This is a genomic window from Exiguobacterium sp. s50 (assembly GCF_018618175.1).
Taxonomy (GTDB): domain Bacteria; phylum Bacillota; class Bacilli; order Exiguobacteriales; family Exiguobacteriaceae; genus Exiguobacterium; species Exiguobacterium chiriqhucha.
In genome coordinates, this window is sequence record NZ_JACSLP010000006.1 from 98,227 (window position 1) to 123,449 (window position 25,223).

Genomic DNA, 25,223 nt, shown 5'->3' on the forward strand with positions numbered 1-25,223 from the left:
ACCGATGGAAAAAGACAACACGAAGCGAGGCAGACAGCTATTGGTCGCGCTCGTTCTCGTCCCGGCCATCTTTCTACTCGTTGGAGGGATTGTCGTCATGAACTATGCGATGGACCGTCCGTTGTTATCGGTCCCGTTTCTAGAGACCGGTTCAAAACAAGAGCCGGAAGAAAAAGTGAAGACGAACGTGAACGTGACCGGTGTGGATACTGATGCCGCGAATCGCTTGAAAGTGGCGAATGCCGAGATTGAGAAGCTTCGGGCCGATAACGCCGAGTTGACGAACGAAGTGAAGGCTAGACAAGAAGAAGTCTCGAAGTTGATTCAGGAACGTGACCGACTCGTCGCGGAATTGGCGACGGCCAGTGCGGTCGAAGAAGAAACCTCGGACGTGTCTCGTGTCTATGAGGAGATGTCAGCGAAACAAGCCGCTGCCATCATGAACGAACTCGAGAGTCCGCAAGTGGCGAACCTATTGAAGGAATTGTCGCCGAAGCAACAAGCCGACATATTGGGACGGATGGATGCCCAACAGGCCGCCGTCGTCACCCAGTTGCTCCAGTGACTGGAAAGGAGGACATGATGATGAATATCGCCTTACTGGCCCAATCGATGCAAGGGGCACCACAAAAAGGCGGGGACGCGAGTGCGACCCCGACCGGACAGTTTTTAGAATTGCTCTCGGCCATGCTCGGAACGACGCCGACCTCGTCGCCTGAAGCTATGGCTGTTCCGGAAGACGAAGCATCACTCCCGCTCGAGAACGTATCGAATCGGTTAGAGCAGTGGCTGCAACAGCCGGATAGCCTGCAATGGTTGAAGTCGTTGCCGGCCGATGCGTATCGCAAGTTCATGGATGCCTATATCGGAATTTTGAATCAAGTCGCCCCGGAGCCTGCAACGGCCAAGGCCCCGGACGCAATCCCTGCACTGATCACAAGCCAAGCGGCAGCGCCGACGCTCTCGTTTACGCTCACGAAGAAAGAGACGGACACACTCGTCCAAACGGTGCCGGTCGATCAAGTAGAGGAGAACGTGCGCATCATCCAGCAAGTCGTTGCGCAGTTTAAAGGGACGCTCGGACAGACCCCAAAACCTTTACCCGGTATGACACAAACTGAAACGCAACCCGCACAGATGCAACAGCCGATCAAAGAAACCGACTGGATGCCGAAAAGCATGACGTGGTCGAAACCGAATATCGATTCTGAGATGGTGATGTACGCCTCGAAAGGCTCATTACCTGAAAACATGCAGGCCCGCATCGAAGCGGCCTTGCACCGGGCACCGTTCAAGAGCGGGGCCGATGGGTCGAAAGTGTTCACGGTCCGTCTTTATCCGGAACAGTTAGGGGAACTCGTCGTCAAACTCGAACGGCAGAACGGAGAACTCGTCGTCAAGCTGTTTGCGAGTAACCAAGAGGCGAAGCAGTTATTGCAATCACAACTAGGACAGTTGCAACAGACGCTCCAGCCCGCGAACCCGAACGTCCGCGTCGAGGTCAACTTGACCCAACAAGCGCTAGAGACGAAAAACTCGAGCTTCAATGAGTTCGACCAACCTGAACCGGAACACCATGAACAACCGAAAGGAGACCCTGACGATGACGACAATCCAGCCGAAGACGAATGACTATACGCTACCGGATCAATCGATGCCGAAAGCGACGAACCAATACGATCAAAGCATGTTCTTGAAACTGTTGCTCGCCCAACTCGCCAACCAAGACCCGATGTCACCGATGGAAGACCGTGAGTTCATCTCTCAGATGGCTCAGTTCTCTTCACTCGAACAGATGCAGACGATTTCGAAACAACTCGATTCCGCGCTCGTCGATCGACAAATGGCCTCGATTTCGGAGTTCAGCAATATGATCGGGCAAACGGTCGCTTATACAAACGAAACGGAAACCGAGACGATTAAAGGCTCGGGACGTGTTCTCTCGATTTCGAAGACCGAAGCCGGCTATGTGGCCGACCTTGAAGACGGAACGTCCGTCAACGTGTACAACATCACTTCCATCAAACAAGCATAGGAGGATTCATCATGTTAAGAGCAATGTACTCAGGAATCAGTGGTTTAAAGAACTTCCAATCGAAGCTTGACGTCGTCGGGAACAACATCGCCAACGTCAACACGTTCGGCTATAAAAAGGGCCGGGTCACGTTCAAAGACCTCGTCAGCCAACAAGTCGGTAGTGCGACGGCGGCGAACGGTGTCAGCGGTGGGGTCAATCCGAAAGAAGTCGGTCTCGGGGGCACGATGGCGACCGTCGATAACGTCTATAACCAAGGCGCCATGCAAAACTCAGGGAGAGCGCTTGATGTCGGGATCTCAGGAGAAGGATTCTTCGCCTTGGACGTGAACGGCCAGACACAATACACGCGGGCAGGTAACTTCTATACAGATAACACAGGAGACCTCGTCAACGGAGACGGTGCGTATGTCCTCAGCATGACAGGAGACCGAATCAACATCCCTGCCGGTGCGAAGTCGCTCTCAATCGGGAAAGACGGACAAGTCAGCTACGTCGATAACGCCGGAGCTTCGACAGTCGTCGGCCAAATCCAAGTCGTCACGTTCGCCAACAACGCCGGATTGTCAAAAGTCGGCGCGAACAACTTCATTCAATCGCAAAACTCAGGTGAGCCGAACATTGGTATCCCTGGACAAGATGGGCGTGGCGAACTCGTCTCGGGTGCGCTCGAGATGTCGAACGTCGACTTGTCGGAAGAGTTCACAGAAATGATTGTCGCGCAGCGTGGTTTCCAAGCGAACACACGAATCATCACAACATCGGACGAGATTCTCCAAGAACTCGTCAACTTGAAACGCTGATGATTCGCGTCACGACGCTCCGGGGTGAAGAACTTGTGCTGAACGCCTTGTTCATCGAGACGGTCAAAGCCGAGCCCGATACGATCATTCACTTGTATAACGGAAAGACGTATATCGTCCGCGAGACGAAACAACAAATCATCGACCGGACGACGGCGTTCTATGCCTCGGTCGGTCTGGTTGGAACGATAGGCATACGAGGTGAAGAAGATGAGTGAAGAAAAACAAAAAGGCGGCGCCATGAAGATGGTGCTCATCCTGCTAGTCGTCCTGCTCGTCATGGGCGGGGCCGGATTTATGACTTATAAATACTTGTTCGGTGACAACGTGACGGCGAAGACGAAACCTGTCACCGCCGAAGAATTGGCCGAACGCAGCTTCACGACGGACGATATGACGACGAACATCCAAGATGAGCGTTTCATCAACGTCCAGTTCACAATCGTGACGGATGCTGCGGAGACGAAAGAAGATCTCGAACTTCGAAAGTTCCAAGTGCATAACGTCATCCTCGGCGATTTGGCCGGCATGACGAAAGCGAAGCTCACGACGAAAGAAGACATGCAGAAGTTTGAGCAGTCGCTCCGCAAACAACTAAACGGACTGTTGGAGTCAGGTGAGGTCCAACGAGTCTACATGACGAAGAAAATCATACAGTGAGGTGGCATCATGGGAGAAGTCTTATCTCAACAAGAAATTGATGCCTTGCTATCGGCGTTAAGCAGTGGCGACGTCGAAGCCGACTCCTTTTTGGCCCAGGAAGAAGAGCGGAAAGTCCGGCAGTATGACTTTAAACGGGCGGTCCGCTTCTCGAAAGACCAAATCCGAAGCTTGACCCGGATTCATGAGCATTTCACACGGATGCTGACCACGTTCTTCTCGGCCCAACTCCGGACATACGTCCAGTTCACGGTCAACTCGGTCGAGCAGCTTCCTTATGACGAATTCATTCATTCCATTCCGAGCATGACGATGATCAACTTGATTGAAGCGCCGCCGCTCAACGGCCGTTTCATCATCGAAGTGAATCCGAACATTTCGTACGCGATGCTCGATCGCCTACTCGGCGGTCCCGGGGTCGAGATTGAAAAAGTCGAGAGCTTCACGGAAATCGAGATGCGCATCTTGACGCAATTATATAAACGAGCGTTTGCAGGATACGGAGACGCCTGGGAATCGATTGCCGAGATCAAGTCAGAGATGACAGCGGTCGAGGTCAATCCCCAGTTCCTCCAACTCGTCTCGCCAAACGAGACGGTCGTCCTCGTCTCGATCGGTGTCACCATTGGCGATGTGAGCGGGACAATCAACGTCTGCTTACCGTTCGTGACGATTGAGCCGGTGTTATCGAAACTATCGAGTCATTACTGGATGCAAGAGGCCAATCGCCGTAATGCGAGCGGGAACAGCAAAGAACCGCTCAAAGCCCAGTTGATGAACTCGTCGGTCGAGGTCGTGTCCCTGCTCGGGGAGACGACGATCACGTTCGGTGACTTGTTGCATTTAGAGGTCGGGGACTGTTTGACCCTCGATCAATTGGTGAAAGACCCGTTATCGATCATGGTAGGGGAAAATAAAGTGTTCAGAGGGCAAGTCGGTGTGAGCGGGAAGCGGATGGCGGTCCAAGTGCTCCACCGGGTGAAGGAGGAAGAGCAATGAGTGAGATGTTGTCACAAGATGAAATAGACGCGTTATTGCGCGGGACGAGCGAGTCGTCAAAACCGGAGGCGAATCCTGAAGAACATCTTGATTCGATGGAAAGCGACGCCTTAGGGGAAATCGGGAATATTTCGTTCGGTAACTCGGCGACGGCGCTATCGACGTTACTGCAACAAAAAGTAGAAATCACGACTCCAATCGTCAGTGAGGTCACAATCGATGCGCTCCGTGAGCGTTATCCGACGCCGCACGTGGCACTTCGAGTCGGCTATACGGAAGGCTTGAAAGGCGAGAACGTGCTCGTATTGACACGTGAAGACGCCGCCATCATCTCAGACTTGATGCTCGGTGGAACTGGGATTGGCGTCGATCCGGAAGGACTCGATGAAATTCGACTCTCGGCCGTGCAAGAAGCGATGAACCAAATGATGGGTGCGGCAGCGACATCATTGTCGACCGTATTCTCGAAAAAGATTGATATTTCACCACCGCTCGTCGAAGTGTTCGATGCGACGAAGAACCAGACGATTATCGACCGCCTCGAGCTTTGGGAGACGATGGTCTTAATCGAGTTCAACTTGAAGGTCGGTACGTTAATCGATTCGAAAATCGTTCAAATCGCCCCGGTCCAGTTCGGGAAACAACTTGTCAACGAACTGATGGCCGCCACATCGCCAGCCCCTGTCGCACCAGCTCCGGCAGCTGCCCCGGCCGCGCCGAAGCAGGAAGCGCCGAAGGCACCGGCTCCCGCCGCCCAACAACCGGTTCGTCCGGCAGCGAAGTCGGTACCGGAAGTCGCGGTCAGCCAGGCCGAGTTCATGCCGCTCCACGCACCGGCGACGAACGACTCGATTCCAGCGAATCTGGGATTGTTGTATGACGTGCCGCTCAACGTGACGGTCGAACTCGGACGGACGAAACGTTCGGTCCGAGAAGTGCTTGAGCTGTCACAAGGTTCGATTATCGAACTCGACAAGTTGGCCGGTGAGCCGGTCGATATTTATGTGAACCAACAACGGATCGCCCGCGGCGAAGTCGTCGTCATCGAAGAGAACTTCGGCGTCCGTGTAACAGAAATTATCCAACCGCACGAGCGGATTGGCATCGTTTAAGGAGGAAGAACAATGAGTGCAAAAATTTTAGTGGTAGATGATGCGGCGTTCATGCGCATGATGATTAAGGATATCTTGACAAAGAATGGATTTGAAGTCGTCGGAGAAGCGGAGAACGGTGTCGATGCAGTCGCGAAATATCGTGAGCTCATGCCCGATCTCGTCACGCTCGACATCACGATGCCAGAAATGGACGGCTTGGCAGCCTTGAAGGAAATCCGCGGGTTCGATTCGAACGCGAAAGTAATCATGTGTTCGGCGATGGGACAACAAGCGATGGTCATCGATGCGATTCAAGCAGGAGCAAAAGACTTTATCGTCAAACCGTTCAACGCTGAACGCGTCGTCGAGGCAGTCTCAAAAACGGTCGCACAATGAACAAGTGGTGGTTGATTATCCTTCTCGTGGCTGGGTTATTCGTCCCGGCCACGGTCGAGGCCGCCACCGTCGACCAACAGTTCGAACAGCAACAACCAGACACGAAAGAGGAACCGGTCACATCGGCCGTCTCATCGGTCGGCACGGCCATCAAGCTCATCTTGAGCCTGGTCGTCGTCATCGGTGGGTTCCTCGTCCTCGTGCGATGGTTGAACGCACGGACACAAGGCGTGAAGTCGGCTCAGCATTTGACCCATCTCGGTGGTGTCCCGCTCGGCAAAGACCGTTCGGTGCAACTCGTCAAGCTCGGTGAACAAGTGTACGTGCTCGGTGTCGGCGACTCAATTCAATTGCTTGACCGGATTGATGCCGAAGCGATGGACGAGGCGGCGCTCGATGCCCCGACCTTGAACCAGTCGAACTCGTCGGCTTTCCTCGACACGTTTAAACAACAGTTGGCCCAGATTGAAGAAGTGAGGAAGAAACGATGACGACGATTGAACAATTAATCAACTTGGAGACGCCAGACAGTACATCGACCTCGATCAAATTGTTGGTCGTGCTCACCTTGCTCACGCTCGCGCCATCGTTTTTAATCTTGATGACTTGTTTCACACGGGTCGTCGTCGTGCTTTCGTTCATCCGCCCGGCACTCGGGACGCAGCAGACGCCACCGAACCAGCTGATTATCGGGCTCGCCCTGTTCATCACGTTGTTCGTCATGTCGCCTGTACTATCGGAGTTGAATGATCAGGCGTTGTCGCCATATATGGACGACGAAATCAGCCAAGACGAGGCGTTCGAAGAGGCGGGGAATACGATGAAGCGGTTCATGGCCCAATATACGCGCCAAGAGGATTTGCAATTATTTATTAAATATGGGAACTATGAGCAACCTGAGTCGGTCGAAGATGTCCCGCTGCTCGCGATGGTCCCGGCCTATGCGATTAGCGAGTTAAAAACGGCGTTCCAAATCGGATTCATGATCTTCTTGCCATTTTTGATTATCGATATGGTCGTGGCGAGTGTCCTCATGTCAATGGGGATGATGATGCTTCCGCCGGTCATGATCGCATTGCCGTTCAAATTGTTACTGTTTGTGTTGGTGGATGGATGGCACTTGATTGTGGAGTCCTTGCTTAGAAGTATGTAGGAGGAACGAATATGACGCAGGAAATGATCATTTATTTGGCGACGGAGAGTGTGTGGACGTTATTGAAAATCTCGATGCCGCTCTTATTGATCTCGCTCGTCGTCGGTCTCGTCATTTCGATTTTACAGGCGACGACACAAATTCAAGAGCAGACGCTATCGTTCGTCCCAAAGATTGTCTCGGTCTTTATCGGACTCGTCGTCTTTGGGCCTTGGATGCTGCAACAGATTGAAGGGTTCACCCGTTTGATTTTTGAACTGATGGTCGAGGTCGCCTCGAAATGAACGCGGTCGATTTCATCAGTCTCTATGGATTGACGTTTGCCCGTCTTTCCGGCTTTTTCGTGAGCGTCCCGTTATTTTCATCCCGGCAACTGCCGGTCATGCATCGCGTCGCGTTCAGTGCCTTTTTAGCGTACTATGCGATGTTCACGGTGACAGAGCCGCTCGATCTCGGTCAAGCCTATATTTTACAGGTGTTGTACGAGGTGTTGATCGGGTTAGTGCTCGGTATTTTGATTAACATTTTATTCTTTGCGCCTCAGATTGCGGGTGGCGTCATCGATTTACAGCTCGGACTCGCGATGGCATCGGCCTATGACCCGATGTTCGGAGGCCAGTCGCCGCTGATCGGTCGATTCTATTATATTTTTACGTTGTTTATCATGCTGTCGAGCAACTTACATCTGTTGCTGATTGATGGCATCTATTATAGCTTTCAAATTTATCCGCCGGGTCAGCCGATCATCGACTTTAGCGAAGCGTCACTCATGATGGCCGTCAAGGTCGTCACGATGACGATGATGGTCGCCTTGCAGCTTGCCTTTCCGCTCATGGCGTCGCTCTTGCTCGTCGACATGGCGCTCGGGTTCTTGGCGAAATCGGCGCCGCAGTTCAATATTTTTGCAATCGGATTTTCATTCAAGCTGATTGCGGGATTTTCGGTCATGGTCGTCATGATGGGCTTGACCTTGAACGGCATCAGCCAATTCATCCCGATTCTACAAGAAGTGTTACGTGATTTTATGACTGTGCTAGGAGACGCCTCATGAAGCCTCTATATACCTTATCGGTCGATCTTCAATTTTTTGCAGGAGAAAAAACCGAAAAAGCAACACCACGCAAACGAGAGGATTCGCGCAAGAAAGGCCAAGTGGCCAAGTCAGCCGATTTGACCGGTGCCTTCGCCTTGTTCGCGATGTTTCTCATGTTATCGTTCTTAGGACCGTATCTCGGCAAACAGTTGTTCAGTGTGACGAAAGAGTTGCTCGGTCCGAACTACTTGCTGTTCGATCTGTCCAACGGATTGTCCGGCATGCTCACCGACTTGTTGCTTCGGGTCGGACTGATTGTAGGCCCGTTCTTCGCGGTCGCCGTCGTGTTCGGGATTTTAATCAACTACCTTCAAATCGGGACGTTGTTCTCGGCGGAAGCGATTCAACCGAAACTCGAACGAATCGATCCGATTAAAGGGGTCAAACGGATTATCAGTATGAAAGCGGTCGTCGAATTTTTAAAGTCCTTATTCAAATTATTGATTATCCTGACGACTGCCGTCGCCGTGCTTTGGCAGAATCAAAAAGAGCTGTCCCGCATGGCGGTCGAACATATCCGTGAATCGGTCATCGCGCTCGCCCATATCACGATCGAACTCGGACTATGGGTGAGCGTGGCCTTGCTCGCACTCGCGTTGCTCGACTTCTTCTATCAACGATTCGACTTTGAGAAATCGATTCGTATGTCGAAGCAAGATATTAAAGACGAGTATAAGAACAGTGAGGGTGATCCGCTCATCAAATCGAAAATCAAACAACAACAGCGGGAGATGGCGATGCGCCGCATGATGCAAGAAATTCCGAACGCGGATGTCGTCATCACCAACCCGACCCATTATGCCGTCGTCATCCGGTACGACGACACGAAAGACTTCGCGCCGCTCGTCGTCGCCAAAGGGGTCGATCGCGTCGCCTTCAATATCCGTGACGTGGCCAAAGAACATGACATCCCGATTGTCGAAAACAAACCGTTGGCCCGTGCGCTGTACGCCCAAATGGATATCGGGGAAGTCGTTGACGAGTCGTTTTATCAGGCGATCGCCGAAGTGCTCGCATTCGTCTATCAATTGAAACAACCGTCTTGAGGAGGAGTATGTATTGGCTGTAAAAGCTAAAGATTTTGCGGTATTGATCGGCGTTCTGTTAATCGTCGTCATGCTCGTCATCCCGTTACCGGGGTTCATGTTAGATTTCTTAATCATTGTCAATATACTGGTTGCGTTGCTGATTTTACTCGTCGCGATGAATGCGCGTGAAGCACTCGACTTCTCGGTCTTCCCGTCACTCTTGCTAATCGTGACGTTGTTCCGGCTCGGATTGAACGTGTCGACGACACGTTCGATTTTATCGACCGGATACGGCGGAGAAGTCATCGCCACATTCGGAAACTTCGTCGTCGGCGGGAAAGTGCTCGTCGGATTCGTCGTCTTCCTCATCCTCGTCATTATCCAGTTCGTCGTCATCACGAAAGGGGCCGAACGCGTATCCGAAGTGTCGGCGCGTTTCACCCTCGATGCCATGCCGGGTAAACAGATGGCCATCGATGCCGATTTAAACTCGGGATTGATTGATGATAAAGACGCGCAAATCCGCCGGAAAAAGATTCAAAGTGAAGCCGACTTTTATGGATCGATGGATGGGGCCTCGAAGTTCGTCAAAGGGGATGCCATCGCCGGGATTATCATCGTCGCCATCAACTTGATTTTCGGGATTATCATCGGCGTCGTGGACATGGGCCTGCCGGTTGGTGAGGCGTTCCAGAAGTTCTCACTCATGACAATCGGAGACGGACTCGTCGGGCAAATTCCAGCGCTCCTCATCTCGACGGCGACCGGGATTATCGTCACGCGTGCCGTCTCAGATGGAAACCTCGGCGAGGACGTCGTCGATCAGCTCAGTCAAAACCCAACACTGCTCTATATCGCCGGCTCAGTCGTCATCATGCTCGGGATCATCTCGCCGAGTCTGCTCCCCGTGACGCTCATCATTGCCGGCGCCACGTTCTACGGCGCCTATACGATGCGTCGCAATTTGAAACGGGTCGTCGACACACCTTTACCGGAAGAAGAACCATCGGCACCGACCGAGACGGTCGTCTCGCTGTTACAGATTGATGCCATCGAGTTCGAATTCGGCTACGGACTCATTCCGCTCGCCGATGAATCGCAAGGAGGCGATTTGCTCGACCGGGTCGTCATGATCCGTCGTCAACTCGCACTCGAACTCGGGTTCATCTTGCCGACGGTACGGATTCGGGATCATCTGCAACTATCACCGAACGCGTATCGGATCAAAGTGAAAGGGAACGTCGTCGCTGAAGGCGAGCTCTTGCTCGATCATTACTTGGCGATGAGTCCCGGGATTGAAGATCCAGAAGTATATGGGATTGAAACGACGGAGCCGGCATTCGGTCTCCCGGCGCTATGGATTGATGAAGAGACGCGCACCCGCGCCGAAATGAGCGGGTATACCGTCGTCGATCCGCCATCTGTCGTGGCGACACATTTGACGGAGACGCTCAAGAAACACGCTGCCGACCTGCTCGGCCGTGAAGAGACGAAACAACTCGTCGAACACTTGAAAGAGACACACCCGGTGCTCGTCGAAGACGTGACACCATCCGTCCTTTCGATTGGCGACATTCAAAAAGTGCTCCGTCATCTGTTGAAAGAACACGTCTCGATTCGTAATTTGCCACTCTTGTTCGAGACGATGGCCGACTATGGGAAAGTGACGAAAGACGCGGACATTCTTGGCGAATACTGCCGGCAAGGTCTGTCACGTCAATTGACGGATCAAGTCAGTCCGCCCGACGGACCACTCTACGTGGTCACCCTCGGCGGTCAGACCGAACAGCTGATTCAAGACGCCGTTCAAAAGACGGAGTTCGGCAACTATTTGGCGCTCGACCCGGAACAAGCGCGCGAGATTATCGAACGCTCGGGCGAGCAGCTGTCGATGTTCGAACGCTACGGGGCATCGGCCGTCATTCTTTGTTCGCCGACGATCCGCCTGTTCGTGAGACAATTGCTCGAACGGTATTATCCGGATGTGCCGGTCCTCGCCTACAACGAACTGCTCAGCTCGATTGAAGTGAAAAGTATTGGGGTGATTTAAGTGCAAATCAAAAAATATACAGGCAAGACGATGGCGGAAGCGATGGCGAAAGTTAAACAAGAGTTTGGCGACGACGCCGTCATCTTGAATTCGCGCCAAGTGAAGAAAGGATGGCTCGGCTTGTTCGCCTCACAACACGTCGAGGTCATCGCCGCGCTCGAGAAGGCGCCGCTCGCCGTCAAACCACGTAAGGTTGCGAAGCCGGTCGCGGCAACGAAACCTGAGGCGACGCAAAAACGTCAACCGCAACCACGGAACGTCGCGTATGCTGCGCCTGAAATCTCGGGAGCGAGACGGTTGCCGGCACCATTGGCACACGTCGAAGCGCTGCTCGCGTCCGAATCGTTTCAAGGTGAAGCGTGGGACGAAGCGATTCAGGAACTGTATTACACGACAAAATCGGTCGACGCCGTCGAACGTTACGTCCGCGATCAAATCCAAAATTCTTTCTTGCCTGTACCGGAACCGAAGCGGTACATGATGCTCGTCGGTCCGACCGGTGTCGGCAAGACGACGACGCTCGCGAAACTAGCCGCCCACTATAAGCTCGAGCATGGACTCTCGGTCGGCCTCATCACGACGGATACGTATCGAATCGCTGCCATCGAGCAGTTGAAGACGTACGCCGAGATTCTAGACATCCCGGTCGAGGTCGCCTACGATTTTGATGATTTCAAACGGGCGAAGCAGCTGTTCGCTCGAAAAGACATCATTTTGATTGATACGGCTGGCCGCAACTTCCGCGACGAGGCGTATGTTGAGCAGTTCGAGCGGCATCATGACTTTTCGGAGACGAGTCTCTCGCTCGTCCTCAGCTTGACGTCAAAGATGCGGGACATGGAAATGATATATCGCCAGTTCGAGCCGTTGCCGCTCGGGTCGCTGATCTTCACGAAAGCGGACGAGACGAGCGACATCCATGCGATGTATCGGATGGTTCGCGAAAGTGGGCTGCCGGTCGCTTGGCTGACGGATGGACAAGAAGTGCCGGACGACCTCGTCAACGGGGACCCTTCCCGGCTGACGGATCGGTTGCTTGAGAAAGAAGGGTGGACCCAATGGACCAAGCAAGACGTCTAAGGGCGAAAACAGAGACCCCACCGACGACGATCGCTTTCGCGAGCGGGAAAGGCGGGGTCGGCAAGACGAACGTCTGTGTCAATACGGCCATCGGCCTCGTCGAGCTTGGGAAGCGCGTGTTAATCGTCGATCTCGACATCGGGATGGCGAACGTACATATCTTGTTGAACGCCTCGAGATCACGGACGATGATGGATTCGGTCAAAGCCCGAATTCCGCTGGCCGCCTCGGTTCAGAAAGGTGTGCATGGTGTCGATATATTACATGGGGGGAGTGGACTTGATGAACTAGTCCAATTCTCACATGCCGATATGCAATTTTTTATGCGTGAACTCGAAGTGCTCACTGAATACGATTATGTCCTGTTCGACATGGGGGCCGGGGCGACCGACACATCACTTCAATTCATTGAAGGATGTGATGAGATGTTTCTCATCTTGACGCCTGAACCGACCTCGCTCATGGATGGGTACGCCTATACGAAGCTGGTGCATCGACAAAGCCCAGACTTACCGCTCGGCGTCATCGTCAATCGGGCCCAATCGGGTGAGGAAGCGCTGCAATGTTTTGAACGAATGGAAGTTGCGTGTGAGCAGTTTTTAAAGAAATCGATTCGATTCCTCGGGTATTTACCAGATGACGCCACGGTCAGACGAGCGGTCATCGCCCAAGTCCCGTTTTACCATTTGGACCGAAAAAGTGATATCAGTTGGCGGTTAGAGCGGATTTTAACGACATTGACCGGGACACCGCCGAAACCGCGTCATTTTATGGATCGCTTGATGGGGAACTTGAAACGTCAGTGGAACCGAGTCTAACGACAGGGAGGCATTATAGATGGACGTGAACGAATACTTAGGATTGTTTTTAGATGAGTCGCAAGAACATATTCAATCGGTGAACACCCAACTGTTAAAACTTGAACAGACGGGTAGCCAAGAAGCGATTCAAGAGATTTTCCGCTCCGCGCATACGCTCAAAGGAATGTCGGCGACGATGGGTTATGAGAGTGTGGCCAACTTGACACATGAGATGGAGAGCGCGCTCGACTTGGTTCGGGCCGGTAAGAAAGAGAGCAACCAGCTGTTGCTTGATACGATGTTCTCAGCGATGGAACAAATCGAAGAGATGATCGCCAATATCGAGACCGGCGGCCGAGGCGCGAACGTCGATGTCGCTGCGACGGTGTCTGCGTTCCAGTCGTTCATCGGCAGCACGCCAAAGGCGGCTCCGACGGTCGAAGCCAACGTCTTCACGGCCGACCTTTATACGGATTCGGTCATCACCCAAGCGAAGGAGACGGGCTTCGAGGCGTTCCAATTGCACGTGAAACTATCCGATGCCGTCGTATTGAAAGCGGCGCGTGCCTATATGGTATTCGATCGCCTGCAAGAACTCGGCGAGGTCGTCCGGACATTACCGGAAACCGAGGCCATCGAACAAGAGCAGTTCGACCTCTCGTTTGACGTCTTGTTCGTGTCACAAGAGACGGCAGATGTGATTGAACACGCCGTGTCCCAAGTGTCAGAAGTCGAGCACGTCCTCGTGACGGTGTATACGAGTGCATCGAGTGAACCGGAAGTCGCCGTCAGTGCCGAGACCGTCGTCGTCGCTGAAGCGAAACCGAAAGTCGAGGCGGAAGAGCCGAAAGAACAGGCTGTCGCCCAGGCGAAGACGATTCGCGTCAACTTGGAACGGATTGATCGTTTAATGAACTTATTCGAAGAGTTCATTATCGACCGCGGTCGTCTCGAGCGGCTCGCCGACGAAGTCGGACAGCCTGAATTGAACGAGACGGTCGAGAAAATCAAACGCGGGACGAACGAACTCCAATCACTCGTCCTGACGCTCCGGATGATGCCGATCGAGCAAGTGTTCAACCGCTTCCCACGCATGGTACGTTCGGTCGCGAAAGACATCCATAAAAAAGTCCAGCTTGAGATCACAGGCGCGGAAACGGAACTCGATCGGACGGTCATCGATGAGATTGGCGACCCGCTCGTTCACTTGATTCGCAATGCCATCGATCACGGCATCGAACTACCAGAAGTCCGTGTCGCCGCCGGGAAACCGGAGCAAGGGAGTCTTGCACTCCGGGCTTACCATGGCGGCAACCGTGTCTTCATTGAAATCGAGGACGACGGGGCAGGGATCCATGTCGATAAAGTCCGGTCGAAAGCGCTCGAGCGCGGCGTCATCACGCCGGAAGAAGCGACAGCGATGACCGATAACGAAGTCGCTATGCTCATCTTCGCCCCAGGCTTCTCGACGGCAGACGTCGTCACCGATTTGTCTGGTCGCGGTGTCGGTCTTGACGTCGTGAAAAACAAAATCGAATCACTCGGTGGGGTCGTCACGCTCGAGACGGTCGTCGGACAAGGGACAAAATTCCAAGTCAGCCTTCCGCTCACGCTGTCCATCATCTCGGCGATGCTCGTTCAAGCCGGTGAGGAGACGTACGCCATCCCGTTGTCATCGATTCTTGAGACGACACTTCTTGACGAGGCCGACATTTTGACGGCCCATCGCGAACGTGTCTTCGATTTCCGAGGTCAGCTCGTCCCGCTCGTCTATTTAAAAGAAATGTTTGCGATTGAGACGGAAACGAAGACGCAATTCCCGGTCGTCGTCGTCCGTAAAGGAAATAAACTCGTCGGCGTGGTCGTCAACGATTTGATTGGCCAACAAGAGATTGTCATGAAGCCGCTCGGTACGTATCTCGAGGGCATTCCGGCCATCTCCGGTGCGACGATACTCGGAGACGGGCGTGTCGCCTTGATTGTCGACAGCAACGATCTGTTCTAAGGAGGAAGAAGGATGGAACAAAAATGGGTAGTCTTTTCACTGGGAACGAACACATACGGGATCGATGTCCAGTCGGTCCGCTCGATTGAACGAGTACAACCGGTCACACGCGTCCCGAACGCACCGGCTCACGTCAAGGGCGTCATCAATTTGCGCGGTGTCGTCACGCCGGTCATCGACCTTCGTCTCCGCCTCGGGTATGAGGCAATTGAACCGACCGACGAGACACGGATTTTAATCGCCTCGCTCAATCAAGGCGATGCCGGTTTTATCGTCGATCGCGCCAACGAGGTCGTGGAAAGCGAGGACGTTCGTCTCGAGCCGATTCCTGAATCGAGTCGAGACATGTTGTCGGCTCATTTGACGGCGATCGCGAAAGGGGAGGACAAACTGTTCTCGCTTCTCGACGCCAACGCGTTGTTCGAGGAACAACATGCTGAGTGAGTTCGAGCAAGATTTATTGAAAGAACTTGGCAATATCGGATCAGGCCACGCAGCGACGGCATTGTCGACGCTCTTGGCCAAGCCGGTCAACATTACCGTCTCCTCGGCCGAGATGGAACCGATCACGTATCTTCCGGAACGGGTCGGCGGTCCTGAGCGTCACGTGGCATCCGTGCTATTAGAGCTCGGAGGCGACATCAGCGGCATGATCCTCATCTTATTCCCGGTCGACGACGCCGAGATGATGGTCTCATCACTTATCGGGAGCGGGTTCACGTTCCAAGCGGCCGATGAACTCGGTCAGTCGGCATGGGAAGAGATTGGGAATATCATGAGCGGGGCATACGCCCGGGCGCTCGGCGATTGGTTGAATACACCGATTCCGATTCACGTCCCGGCGACAGCGGTTGACATGGCCGGTTCGATCGTCGAATTCGTCGTCACATCGGTCCAGCCCGAAGAAGATGCGGCGCTCTATATCGATACGACGTTCCGCATCGACGGAAAAGTAAGTGCTGGACATGTGTTGTTCCTACCGACGCATGGCTCGCTCGAACGGATTAAGCAGCGGTTGATGGGCCATGGCTGAAGTACTCAAAATTGGGATTGCGGAATGGAAGCAGACGACGGCGCCGAACAAGTTGCGGACGGCCGGGCTCGGTTCGTGTGTCGGGGTCATCCTGTACGACGTCCGGCTTCAAGTCGCGGCGATGGCTCACGTCATGTTGCCGGATTCGGCGATTGCCCGCAAACATCAAACGATTGAAGTAGGGAAATATGCGGATACGGCCATCGACGCTCTCGTCGCTTCATTGAAACGAGCCGGGGCCGGTCGGTTGCAAGCAAAGATGGCCGGCGGCGCCCAAATGTTTCAATTCAAATATGAGAATGAGGCGATGCGCATCGGTGAACGAAATGCCGAGGCCGTCCGCAATGCGTTGAAAGCGCACCGGATCCCGCTCATCGCCGAGGACTGTGGCGGACATAATGGGCGGACGATTGAATTTGATGTGGCGACTTGCGTCCTCTCGATTCGAACGGTCAGCGTAGGAACAAAGGAAATTTAGGGGGGATCGACATGACGACTCAACTTACCGAGTTGTGGGATCGTTGGAATACTGACCGCGATATGGATACGGCGAATGAACTATTGACGCACTATGAGTTCCTGATCCATTATCACGTGCAACGAATGATCGTGACGCTCCCGAAGAGCGTCGAACGCGACGAATTGAAAAGTTTGGGTTACATGGGATTGTACGATGCCCTCATGAAATATGATCCAGAACACAACAACAAGTTTGACACGTACGCGGCGTTTCGGATTCGGGGCGCCATCATCGACGGATTACGGAAAATCGATTGGTTGCCGCGATCGGTGCGTGAACGGGTGAAGAAGATTGACCACGTCGCCGAACAGCTCGAACAGAAGTTGCATCGGGCCCCGACGAAAGAAGAACTGGCGCACGCGTGCGAGCTGCCGGTCTCAGAAATCGAGAAAGCGATGGCGGAAGGGTACTTTGCGAACATGTTGTCCATCGATGAGGCGGTGACGCATCAAGAGGAAGGCAAGGTCATGTCCGTCACGTATTTTGACCCCGACTCCGAAAAACCGGAAGACACGCTCCTGCAGCGCGAGTTGCTCGATGTGTTGACGAACGAGATTGAGCATTTATCTGAGAAAGAACGGCTCGTCGTGTCGTTATTCTATTTCGACGAGTTGACGTTGACGGAGATTGGTGAAGTGTTGGAACTATCGACGTCCCGCATCTCACAAATTCATTCCAAGGCGCTGAAGACGTTAAAGCTTGCGCTCGGACGTTCCTATTTAGAAGAAAAGACATCGTGAAGGAGGGATGGAGATGACCGTCGTCTATATCGGAATCGCCTGTATCGTCGCGTACGGACTGTTGATTTTGTTTCGTCAGGTCCAGGCGCTGACGGCTCGTGTCACGCGGCTCGAACAGGAGAAGCGTGAGACCGAGGCCCTCCTGTTGTCGTTCATGGAATCGATGAACGATGTCGTGAAACACCCTGCGCCATCGAGCGAGGAATCGGCTGTGGAACCTGCACTTGAGGATTCGCCGATGGAGGCACCGTCGTCCCGTGAGCGCCAACAGGCACCGCACGTCGAGGACGTTTTACTGAACCATTCGGTCCGAGAGACGGCCCGACTGCTCGGAAAAGGTGAGGGAGAAGTCGCCCTTTATGCCAAACTTCGCAAAAAGTGAGAGTTGCCGGATTGGCTGACATATGCTATAGTAATTTTCGGTGTTAAACACATCACACACGTCTCGGGATGGTATTCCTCGGTGCCGAAAGGTCGGAATACAACGATGAACGAGGCGGAGGACTTTTTTAAACCACAAGGAGGAAATTTATCATGGCAGTAATCTCAATGAAGCAATTGCTCGAAGCTGGTGTACACTTCGGTCACCAGACACGCCGTTGGAACCCAAAAATGGCGAAATACATCTTCACGGAGCGTAACGGAATCTACATCATCGACCTTCAAAAAACGGTCAAAAAAGTAGACGAAGCTTACAACTTCGTTCGTGAACTCGCGGCAGAAGGCGGAAACGTCCTCTTCGTAGGTACGAAAAAACAAGCTCAAGACACGATCAAAGAAGAAGCACTCCGTTCAGGTATGTACTTCATCAACGAGCGTTGGTTGGGTGGAACACTCACAAACTTCTCAACAATCAAAAAGCGTATCAACCGCTTGAAGCAGCTTGAGAAAATGGAAGCTGACGGTACGTTCGAAGTACTTCCTAAGAAAGAAGTCATCATCTTGAAAAAAGAAATGACACGTCTTGAGAAGTTCCTCGGCGGAATCAAGGACATGCCAGGTGTTCCTGATGCCCTCTTCATCGTTGACCCACGTAAAGAGCGTATTGCGATTGCAGAAGCTCACAAATTGAACATCCCAATCGTTGCGATTGTCGACACAAACTGTGACCCAGACGAAATCGACTACGTCATCCCAGCGAACGACGATGCGATTCGTGCGGTTAAATTGCTCACTTCTAAGATGGCAGACGCGATCATCGAAGCGAAGCAAGGCGAAGAAGAAGTAGCTGAAGAAGCAGTAGCTCCAGAAGCTGAAGCGACAGAAGCTGAGTAATCGGTCAGACAACAGGTGATAAAGGGAAAGCCTTTTATCACCTTTTTTTAGGACACGTATATAAAGCCTTAGTGCTTTTTCTTAAAAATTCGTAAGTTTTACAAGGAGGAATTTCCGATGGCAGTTACAGCAGCAATGGTAAAAGAACTTCGTGAAAAAACAGGCGCAGGTATGCTCGATTGCAAAAAAGCACTCACTGAAACAAATGGTGACATGCAAGCGGCAATCGACTTCCTTCGTGAAAAAGGGATCGCTAAAGCAGCAGCTAAAGGCGACCGCATCGCAGCAGAAGGTTTGACGGCAGTAGCGGTTGACGGCAACAAAGCTGCGCTCGTCGAAGTTAACTCAGAAACAGACTTCGTTGCGAAAAACGAGAAGTTCCAAACACTCGTTTCAGACGTGGCGAATGCAGTTCTCACTTCAGGCGCGACTTCAGTAGAAGCGGCACTTGCTTCTGAATTCGTAGCAGGTAAAACACTTGAGACGCACATCCAAGAAGAAGCTTCGACAATCGGAGAGAAAATCTCACTCCGTCGTATCGCTGTTCTTCAAAAAGCTGACGATGCAGTTTTCGGCACGTACCTTCACATGGGTGGACGCATCGGTTCGGTCGTCATCATCGACGGTACAACGGACGAGACAGTTGCGAAAGACGTAGCTATGCACGTCGCAGCAGCACGCCCACTTTACGCGACACGCGACGAAGTATCGGCTGAAGAAGCAGATCGTGAGAAGAAAGTCTTGACTGAGCAAGCCCTCAACGAAGGCAAGCCTGCCAACATCGTCGAGAAGATGATTGCGGGACGTATGAACAAGTACTTCGAGGAAATCTGCCTCGTCGACCAAACATTCGTTAAAGACGCTGACTTCAAAGTTGGGAAATACGTAGAGTCTAAAGGCGGCCGTGTCAACTCATTCGTACGTTTCGAAGTTGGAGAAGGTATGGAAAAACGCGAAGAAAACTTTGCTGAAGAAGTAATGAACCAACTTAAAAAATAATCTGCATCACGCGTGATGCAATCAAAATTGGGAACACGTCTGTATAACCTTGAGTTAGTTCGTTAAGGGAGCGTGTTCCCTTTTTTCAAGCAAGAGGAGGCAAAGTATGGAACCGAAATATAAGCGAATTGTGTTAAAATTGAGTGGAGAAGCGCTCGCAGGAGATCAAGGGTACGGGATTGACCCGGCCATCGTCAACTCGATCTCTGGACAAATCAAAGAGTTGGTCGCCTTAGGCGTCGAAGTAGCCGTCGTCGTCGGAGCCGGAAACATCTGGCGCGGGAAGACGGGCAGCGAACTCGGCATGGACCGGGCGAATGCCGATTATATGGGCATGCTTGCCACGGTGTTGAACTCGCTCGCACTTCAAGATAGCCTTGAATCGAACGGTGTCCAGACGCGCGTCCAAACCTCAATCGAAATGCGCCAAGTGGCTGAACCGTACATCCGTCGTCGGGCGATGCGTCACCTTGAAAAAGGTCGAGTCGTCATCTTCGCGGCAGGGACGGGGAACCCGTACTTCTCAACAGATACGACAGCAGCACTCCGCGCAGCGGAAATTGAAGCTGACGTCATCCTGATGGGTAAAAACAACGTCGATGGTGTCTATTCGGCGGATCCGAAACTCGTTCCGGATGCGGTCAAATACGACACGCTCACGTACTTGGACGTCTTAAAAGACGGACTCCAAGTGATGGATTCGACAGCCACATCACTATGTATGGACAACCATATCCCACTGATTGTATTCTCATTGCTTGAAGAAGGAAACATCAAACGTGTCGTACTCGGGGAACATATCGGGACGGTAGTAGGAGGAATCAATTCATGAGTGTTAATGACGTATTGAAAACTGCTGAAGAAAAGATGGAGAAAGCCCATTCTGCCTTGAAACGTGATTTCGGGACACTTCGTACGGGACGCGCGAGCGCGTCAATCTTGGACCCGGTCCAAGTCGACTACTACGGTGTACCGACTCCGCTCAACCAAGTGGCGAACATCAACACTCCGGAAGCGCGTCTACTCTTGATTCAACCATGGGACAAATCGATGGTGTCAGATGTCGAGAAAGCGATTCAAAAAGCCGACCTCGGCCTCTCGCCGTCTTCTGATGGGACGGTCATTCGTCTCGCGATCCCAGCTTTGACAGAAGAGCGCCGCAAAGAGCTCGTGAAAGTGACGAAAAAATATGCGGAAGAAGCGAAAGTAGCTGTCCGTAACGTTCGTCGTGATGCGAATGAAAACTTGAAGAAGCTTGAAAAAGATGGGGACTTGACTGAGGACGACCTTCGCGGTTACGCGGATGACGTTCAATCGTTAACGGATTCGTACATCAAAAAGATTGATGAATCTGCAGCGACGAAAGAAAAAGAAATCATGGAAGTGTAATCACGGAAGTGGTATACCAAAAAGCTGTGTGGGGACCCTTTTACTGAGAGGGTCCCTCTTTCATACAATCAGGAGGATAGAGTATGTTTAAATGGGTGAATCCTAAAACAAAAACCGAGGCGGAACTGAGCATTCCCGAACACGTCGCCATCATCATGGACGGCAACGGCCGTTGGGCGAAGAAGCGTGGGCTCCCTCGCATCATGGGTCACCGGGAAGGGATGAAGTCGGTCCGGGAAGCGGTGCGCACCGCCCAAGAACTTGGCATCCGTTCATTGACGCTGTATGCGTTCTCGACGGAGAACTGGACGCGTCCTGAAGAAGAAGTCAACTTCTTGATGAAATTGCCGAAGCAATTTTTAGAGACGGATTTAAAAGAATTGGATGAACAGAACGTTCGCGTGCTCGTCGCAGGCGATGTGACAAAACTGCCACGCGGGACGCGAGAAGCGGTCGATGAGGCACGGACACGGACGGCGACGAATACGGGGCTCGATCTCGTCTTTGCGCTCAACTATGGCGGACGTGATGAACTCGTTCAAGCGATGAAACAAATCGCGAGTGATGTGGCGCACGGTACGATTCAACCGGACGAGATCGATGACGTCATGATTGGTGAGCGTCTCATGACGAACATGCAAGACGTTGATTTGATTATCCGCACGAGTGGGGAACAGCGCCTCTCGAACTTCTTGCTCTGGCAAGGGGCTTACGCTGAACTACATTTCACGGACGTGTTGTGGCCTGAGTTCAAACGGGATCACTTCGTCGAGGCGATTGAAGCGTACAATGCGCGGACTCGCCGGTTTGGCGGGGTGTGACATGAAAACACGAATCATTACCGGTCTCTGGGCCGGCGCCATATTTGTCACGTTGATTGCCTTAGGCGGTAGCCCGTTCGTCATCTTGATGGGCGTGCTCGCCTTAATCGGATTGAGCGAGTTCACGTTGATGCGCAATCATAAATTGATGGCGTTCCCGTTTCTCGTGACGTCACTTCTCGTGGCGTTCCCGTTCATCTTGATGTTGCTCGAGCGTCGGCTCGTCCTCGAGGAACTGCCGATGTCGACGACGCAATGGATGGTGCTCGGTTTAATGCTCCTCTTGTTCTGGACGGTCGTCACGAAAAACCGGTTCACGTACGAAGATGCGAGCTTTTATTTCGTCTCTGCCGTCTATCTCGTCATCGGGTTCTCGAGTTTCGCACTCGTCCGCTTGTCAGAAGACGGGCTCGTCAAAGTGTTGCTCGTCTTGTTCATGATTTGGGCGACCGATTCTGGAGCCTATTTCACAGGGAAAGCAATCGGAAAGACGAAACTATGGCCGTCTATCAGCCCGAATAAGACAATTGAAGGTGCGATCGGCGGCATCGTGTCGGCGATCGTCCTCGGCATCGTCTACGTACTCATCGAGCCGGTGTTACCGATTCTCGAAGTATTGGTGCTCGCGGTCGTCGTATCAGTCGTCGGTCAACTCGGTGATTTGGTACAATCAGCATACAAGCGTCAATATAATGTGAAAGATTCCGGTCATCTGTTACCGGGACACGGTGGGATTTTAGACCGGTTTGATAGTATGATCGTGGTATTCACCGTCATTTGGGTATTTAATTTGTTATAAAAGAGGAGTGTCAAGATGAAGCGAATCAGCTTAATCGGGGCGACTGGATCGATTGGCGTACAAACATGCGACGTCATCGAACAGCACCCCGACTTGTTTGAACTTGAGGCATATGCGTTCGGAACGAACGTAGACGTGGCGGAAGAATGGATCAATCGCCTACGGCCAAAATACGTATCCGCTAAAAATATCGAGGTACTCGAACAGCTCAAGTCACGCCTTACATATGAACCACTCTTTTTCATCGGACTGGAAGGGTTGATTGCATGTGCGACCGCTGAACGGGCCGATGTCGTCGTGACGGCAGTCGTCGGGGCCGTCGGGCTTGAACCGACCCTTGCCGCCATCGAAGCGGGGAAAGACATCGCGCTTGCGAACAAAGAGACGCTCGTCACGGCAGGGCATCTCGTCACCGCAGCCGTCAAAAAGCATGGCGTCAGCCTGCTCCCGGTCGACAGTGAACATTCGGCCATCTATCAATGCTTGAACGGCGAACGTCGCGACGACGTCTCGAAAATCATCTTGACGGCCTCAGGCGGAAGTTTCCGTGACAAGTCGCGAGAAGAGCTTGAAGGGGTTACGGTCGCAGAGGCGCTCGCGCATCCGAATTGGTCGATGGGTGCCAAAATCACAATCGATTCGGCGACGATGTTCAATAAAGGACTCGAAGTCATCGAAGCGCACTGGTTGTTCGATATCGATTATAATGATATTGAAGTAGTGCTCCATCGCGAGTCGATCATCCACTCGATGGTCGAATTCAAAGATGCCGCTGTCATGGCGCAGCTCGGCAACCCCGATATGCGAGGCCCGATTCTCTATGCGCTATCAGCCCCGAAACGTCTTGAAATCGAAGGGAACAAGCGGTTAAACTTGAGAGAAATCGGGACGCTACACTTCGCGGAAGCCGATTTAACACGTTATCCGGCGTTACGCCTCGCTTATGAGGCCGGGCGTGCCGGCGGTTCGATGCCGACCGTGCTCAATGCGGCCAACGAGGCGGCCGTCGAGCTGTTCTTGAACGGGGAGATTGCATTCCTCGATATCGAACGCATCGTCGAGCAAGCGATGGAGACACATACGGTAATTGCAGAACCGACGCTCGAGGAGATTCTTCAAATCGACCGAGCGGTTCGAGAACAAATTCAGCAAGGAAAGTGAAGGTGGGGAATAGACAATGACGACTTTTATCGCCATCGTTTTGATGTTTGGAGTACTCATTTCGGTTCATGAATGGGGACACCTCGTCATGGCGAAACGGGCAGGGATTCTCTGTCATGAATTTGCAATCGGGTTTGGACCGAAAATCCTCTCATTCCGAAAAAATGAGACGCTGTATACGATTCGACTATTGCCAATCGGCGGTTATGTCAAAATGGCCGGGGAAGATTTTGAGCCGATCGAAGTGAAGGCCGGGCAACACGTCGGATTGCGTCTGACGAGTGCTGGGACGGTCGATCGCGTCTATTTCCAACCGGACCAGGCCCAAGACGTTCATGTCGTCGGGACGGTCGACAAGTTTGACTCGGTCCGCGAATTGAAAGTACAACTGCTCGTCGATGATGAGGTCCGTGTCTATTCGCTCGAGCGGGACACGCTTCTCGTCGACCAAGGCATGGAGATTCAAATCGCGCCTTACGACCGCACGTTCGGAGCCCAGTCTGTCTGGAAACGGGTGCTTGCGATTGCAGCCGGTCCGGCGATGAACTTCGTCCTTGCCTTCCTCCTCCTCGTCATCGTCGGTCTCGTCCAAGGGACACCGACGGACGATGGTCAAATCGGTACGGTCCAACCGGACTCGGCCGCCGATCAAGCCGGGCTCGTCGCAGGCGACGAGATCGTCTCGATCGAGGGTCAACCGATCGACAACTGGCTCGATTTGCGGACGGTATTGGCCGATCGTGCCGACACACCGACCGAAGTGACGTATATTCGTGACGACGTCGAGCAAACGGTGACGATTACGCCGCAAGCGGTCGAACAAAATGGGGAGACGGTCGGAATTTTAGGCGTGACGAACGCGCTCGAACGTTCACCGGCCAAAGCCTTTACAACCGGGGCCGAGACGACGTGGACGATGTCGACGCTCATCTTCTCCGCGGTCGGTGACTTGGTGACGGGTCAGGTCGGCGTCGATCAGTTGGCCGGTCCGGTCGGGATCGTCCGCATGACCGACGAAGTGGCAGCGAGCGGATTCATCATGCTCCTTAACTGGACGGCACTTCTATCCGTCAACTTGGCCATTTTCAACTTGTTGCCGCTCCCGGCGCTCGATGGGGGACGACTCATCTTCCTCTTGTTCGAAGCGGTGCGCGGACGACCGATTGATCCGAAAAAGGAAGGATTCGTCCACTTTATCGGTTTCGCTTTGCTCATGTTGCTCATGTTGATTGTCACCTGGAATGATATCCAGTCATTCTTTAAATAATAAGATCTAATCGAGTTACAGAA

At 52.8% G+C, this 25,223-nt stretch carries 31 protein-coding genes; all 31 read left to right on the forward strand.

Annotated elements, in window-relative coordinates; all coding sequences use genetic code 11:
- Window positions 1-4 precede the first annotated feature (4 nt).
- The 31 genes from KNP68_RS10015 (at window position 5) to rseP (ending at window position 25,200) form a co-directional block, all read left to right on the forward strand.
- Complete coding sequence (locus KNP68_RS10015) at window positions 5-565, forward strand: MotE family protein (protein ID WP_021067123.1); 561 nt, start codon at window positions 5-7, stop codon at window positions 563-565.
- Between the two features lie 20 nt (window positions 566-585).
- Window positions 586-1,632, forward strand: a complete 1,047-nt coding sequence (locus tag KNP68_RS10020; protein WP_241764592.1) for a flagellar hook-length control protein FliK — start codon at window positions 586-588, stop codon at window positions 1,630-1,632.
- On the forward strand, window positions 1,604-2,035 hold the full coding sequence (locus KNP68_RS10025; RefSeq protein WP_021067125.1) for a flagellar hook capping FlgD N-terminal domain-containing protein: 432 nt from the start codon (window positions 1,604-1,606) through the stop codon (window positions 2,033-2,035). The genes KNP68_RS10020 and KNP68_RS10025 overlap by 29 nt, the downstream gene beginning before the upstream one ends.
- A gap of 11 nt (window positions 2,036-2,046) precedes the next feature.
- Window positions 2,047-2,838: a flagellar basal body rod protein FlgG gene (gene flgG, locus KNP68_RS10030; protein ID WP_021067126.1), complete on the forward strand. Its 792-nt coding sequence runs from the start codon at window positions 2,047-2,049 to the stop codon at window positions 2,836-2,838.
- A complete protein-coding gene (locus tag KNP68_RS10035) occupies window positions 2,838-3,056 on the forward strand; it encodes a flagellar FlbD family protein (RefSeq protein ID WP_021067127.1) in 219 nt (72 codons plus the stop codon). Before flgG ends, KNP68_RS10035 begins: the two co-directional genes overlap by 1 nt.
- Complete coding sequence (locus KNP68_RS10040; RefSeq protein ID WP_021067128.1) at window positions 3,049-3,498, forward strand: flagellar basal body-associated FliL family protein; 450 nt, start codon at window positions 3,049-3,051, stop codon at window positions 3,496-3,498. The genes KNP68_RS10035 and KNP68_RS10040 overlap by 8 nt, the downstream gene beginning before the upstream one ends.
- Before the next feature lie 9 nt (window positions 3,499-3,507).
- On the forward strand, window positions 3,508-4,497 hold the full coding sequence (gene fliM, locus KNP68_RS10045; RefSeq protein WP_029595698.1) for a flagellar motor switch protein FliM: 990 nt from the start codon (window positions 3,508-3,510) through the stop codon (window positions 4,495-4,497).
- Window positions 4,494-5,609: a flagellar motor switch phosphatase FliY gene (gene fliY / locus KNP68_RS10050; RefSeq protein ID WP_029595697.1), complete on the forward strand. Its 1,116-nt coding sequence runs from the start codon at window positions 4,494-4,496 to the stop codon at window positions 5,607-5,609. The genes fliM and fliY overlap by 4 nt, the downstream gene beginning before the upstream one ends.
- Before the next feature lie 12 nt (window positions 5,610-5,621).
- On the forward strand, window positions 5,622-5,987 hold the full coding sequence (locus tag KNP68_RS10055) for a response regulator (RefSeq protein ID WP_021067131.1): 366 nt from the start codon (window positions 5,622-5,624) through the stop codon (window positions 5,985-5,987).
- On the forward strand, window positions 5,984-6,478 hold the full coding sequence (locus KNP68_RS10060; RefSeq protein WP_021067132.1) for a flagellar biosynthetic protein FliO: 495 nt from the start codon (window positions 5,984-5,986) through the stop codon (window positions 6,476-6,478). Before KNP68_RS10055 ends, KNP68_RS10060 begins: the two co-directional genes overlap by 4 nt.
- Entirely contained in the window at window positions 6,475-7,140 is a 666-nt protein-coding gene (gene fliP, locus KNP68_RS10065; protein ID WP_021067133.1) for a flagellar type III secretion system pore protein FliP, read from the forward strand. Before KNP68_RS10060 ends, fliP begins: the two co-directional genes overlap by 4 nt.
- An 11-nt stretch (window positions 7,141-7,151) precedes the next feature.
- Window positions 7,152-7,424 (forward strand): flagellar biosynthesis protein FliQ, encoded by a 273-nt coding sequence (fliQ, locus tag KNP68_RS10070; RefSeq protein WP_029595696.1) that lies wholly within the window; start codon window positions 7,152-7,154, stop codon window positions 7,422-7,424.
- Entirely contained in the window at window positions 7,421-8,191 is a 771-nt protein-coding gene (gene fliR, locus KNP68_RS10075; RefSeq protein WP_021067135.1) for a flagellar biosynthetic protein FliR, read from the forward strand. Before fliQ ends, fliR begins: the two co-directional genes overlap by 4 nt.
- The gene (gene flhB, locus KNP68_RS10080) at window positions 8,188-9,279 is read left to right on the forward strand and encodes a flagellar biosynthesis protein FlhB (RefSeq protein WP_029595695.1); all 1,092 of its coding nucleotides are present in this window, start codon (window positions 8,188-8,190) and stop codon (window positions 9,277-9,279) included. The genes fliR and flhB overlap by 4 nt, the downstream gene beginning before the upstream one ends.
- A 13-nt stretch (window positions 9,280-9,292) precedes the next feature.
- A complete protein-coding gene (flhA, locus tag KNP68_RS10085) occupies window positions 9,293-11,311 on the forward strand; it encodes a flagellar biosynthesis protein FlhA (RefSeq protein WP_131471152.1) in 2,019 nt (672 codons plus the stop codon).
- Window positions 11,312-12,391: a flagellar biosynthesis protein FlhF gene (locus KNP68_RS10090; RefSeq protein ID WP_029595693.1), complete on the forward strand. Its 1,080-nt coding sequence runs from the start codon at window positions 11,312-11,314 to the stop codon at window positions 12,389-12,391.
- Window positions 12,370-13,209, forward strand: coding sequence for a MinD/ParA family protein (locus tag KNP68_RS10095; RefSeq protein ID WP_021067139.1), 840 nt, complete (start codon window positions 12,370-12,372; stop codon window positions 13,207-13,209). Before KNP68_RS10090 ends, KNP68_RS10095 begins: the two co-directional genes overlap by 22 nt.
- A gap of 19 nt (window positions 13,210-13,228) precedes the next feature.
- Window positions 13,229-15,196: a chemotaxis protein CheA gene (locus KNP68_RS10100; protein ID WP_029595692.1), complete on the forward strand. Its 1,968-nt coding sequence runs from the start codon at window positions 13,229-13,231 to the stop codon at window positions 15,194-15,196.
- A gap of 12 nt (window positions 15,197-15,208) precedes the next feature.
- Window positions 15,209-15,640 carry a chemotaxis protein CheW gene (locus KNP68_RS10105; protein WP_029595691.1) on the forward strand — a complete coding sequence of 144 codons (432 nt, stop codon included), beginning with the start codon at window positions 15,209-15,211 and terminating at the stop codon, window positions 15,638-15,640.
- Window positions 15,630-16,229 carry a chemotaxis protein CheC gene (locus KNP68_RS10110; protein WP_021067142.1) on the forward strand — a complete coding sequence of 200 codons (600 nt, stop codon included), beginning with the start codon at window positions 15,630-15,632 and terminating at the stop codon, window positions 16,227-16,229. The genes KNP68_RS10105 and KNP68_RS10110 overlap by 11 nt, the downstream gene beginning before the upstream one ends.
- A complete protein-coding gene (locus KNP68_RS10115) occupies window positions 16,222-16,707 on the forward strand; it encodes a chemotaxis protein CheD (protein WP_021067143.1) in 486 nt (161 codons plus the stop codon). The genes KNP68_RS10110 and KNP68_RS10115 overlap by 8 nt, the downstream gene beginning before the upstream one ends.
- A gap of 11 nt (window positions 16,708-16,718) precedes the next feature.
- On the forward strand, window positions 16,719-17,489 hold the full coding sequence (locus KNP68_RS10120) for a FliA/WhiG family RNA polymerase sigma factor (RefSeq protein ID WP_131471153.1): 771 nt from the start codon (window positions 16,719-16,721) through the stop codon (window positions 17,487-17,489).
- A 13-nt stretch (window positions 17,490-17,502) separates the two neighbouring features.
- Entirely contained in the window at window positions 17,503-17,871 is a 369-nt protein-coding gene (locus KNP68_RS10125) for a hypothetical protein (RefSeq protein WP_021067145.1), read from the forward strand.
- A 152-nt stretch (window positions 17,872-18,023) separates the two neighbouring features.
- Window positions 18,024-18,764 (forward strand): 30S ribosomal protein S2, encoded by a 741-nt coding sequence (gene rpsB, locus KNP68_RS10130; protein WP_021067146.1) that lies wholly within the window; start codon window positions 18,024-18,026, stop codon window positions 18,762-18,764.
- A gap of 117 nt (window positions 18,765-18,881) precedes the next feature.
- Window positions 18,882-19,763, forward strand: coding sequence for a translation elongation factor Ts (gene tsf / locus KNP68_RS10135; RefSeq protein WP_029595690.1), 882 nt, complete (start codon window positions 18,882-18,884; stop codon window positions 19,761-19,763).
- Window positions 19,764-19,869: 106 nt separating this feature from the next.
- On the forward strand, window positions 19,870-20,595 hold the full coding sequence (pyrH, locus tag KNP68_RS10140; RefSeq protein ID WP_021067148.1) for a UMP kinase: 726 nt from the start codon (window positions 19,870-19,872) through the stop codon (window positions 20,593-20,595).
- Window positions 20,592-21,152 carry a ribosome recycling factor gene (gene frr / locus KNP68_RS10145; RefSeq protein WP_021067149.1) on the forward strand — a complete coding sequence of 187 codons (561 nt, stop codon included), beginning with the start codon at window positions 20,592-20,594 and terminating at the stop codon, window positions 21,150-21,152. The genes pyrH and frr overlap by 4 nt, the downstream gene beginning before the upstream one ends.
- Before the next feature lie 83 nt (window positions 21,153-21,235).
- Window positions 21,236-21,973, forward strand: a complete 738-nt coding sequence (locus KNP68_RS10150) for an undecaprenyl pyrophosphate synthase (protein WP_021067150.1) — start codon at window positions 21,236-21,238, stop codon at window positions 21,971-21,973.
- A gap of 1 nt (window position 21,974) precedes the next feature.
- Window positions 21,975-22,772, forward strand: a complete 798-nt coding sequence (locus KNP68_RS10155) for a phosphatidate cytidylyltransferase (RefSeq protein ID WP_029595689.1) — start codon at window positions 21,975-21,977, stop codon at window positions 22,770-22,772.
- A 15-nt stretch (window positions 22,773-22,787) separates the two neighbouring features.
- Window positions 22,788-23,933, forward strand: a complete 1,146-nt coding sequence (dxr, locus tag KNP68_RS10160) for a 1-deoxy-D-xylulose-5-phosphate reductoisomerase (RefSeq protein ID WP_029595688.1) — start codon at window positions 22,788-22,790, stop codon at window positions 23,931-23,933.
- A gap of 16 nt (window positions 23,934-23,949) precedes the next feature.
- Window positions 23,950-25,200, forward strand: coding sequence for an RIP metalloprotease RseP (rseP, locus tag KNP68_RS10165; protein WP_029595687.1), 1,251 nt, complete (start codon window positions 23,950-23,952; stop codon window positions 25,198-25,200).
- The last annotated feature ends 23 nt before the right edge of the window (window positions 25,201-25,223 follow it).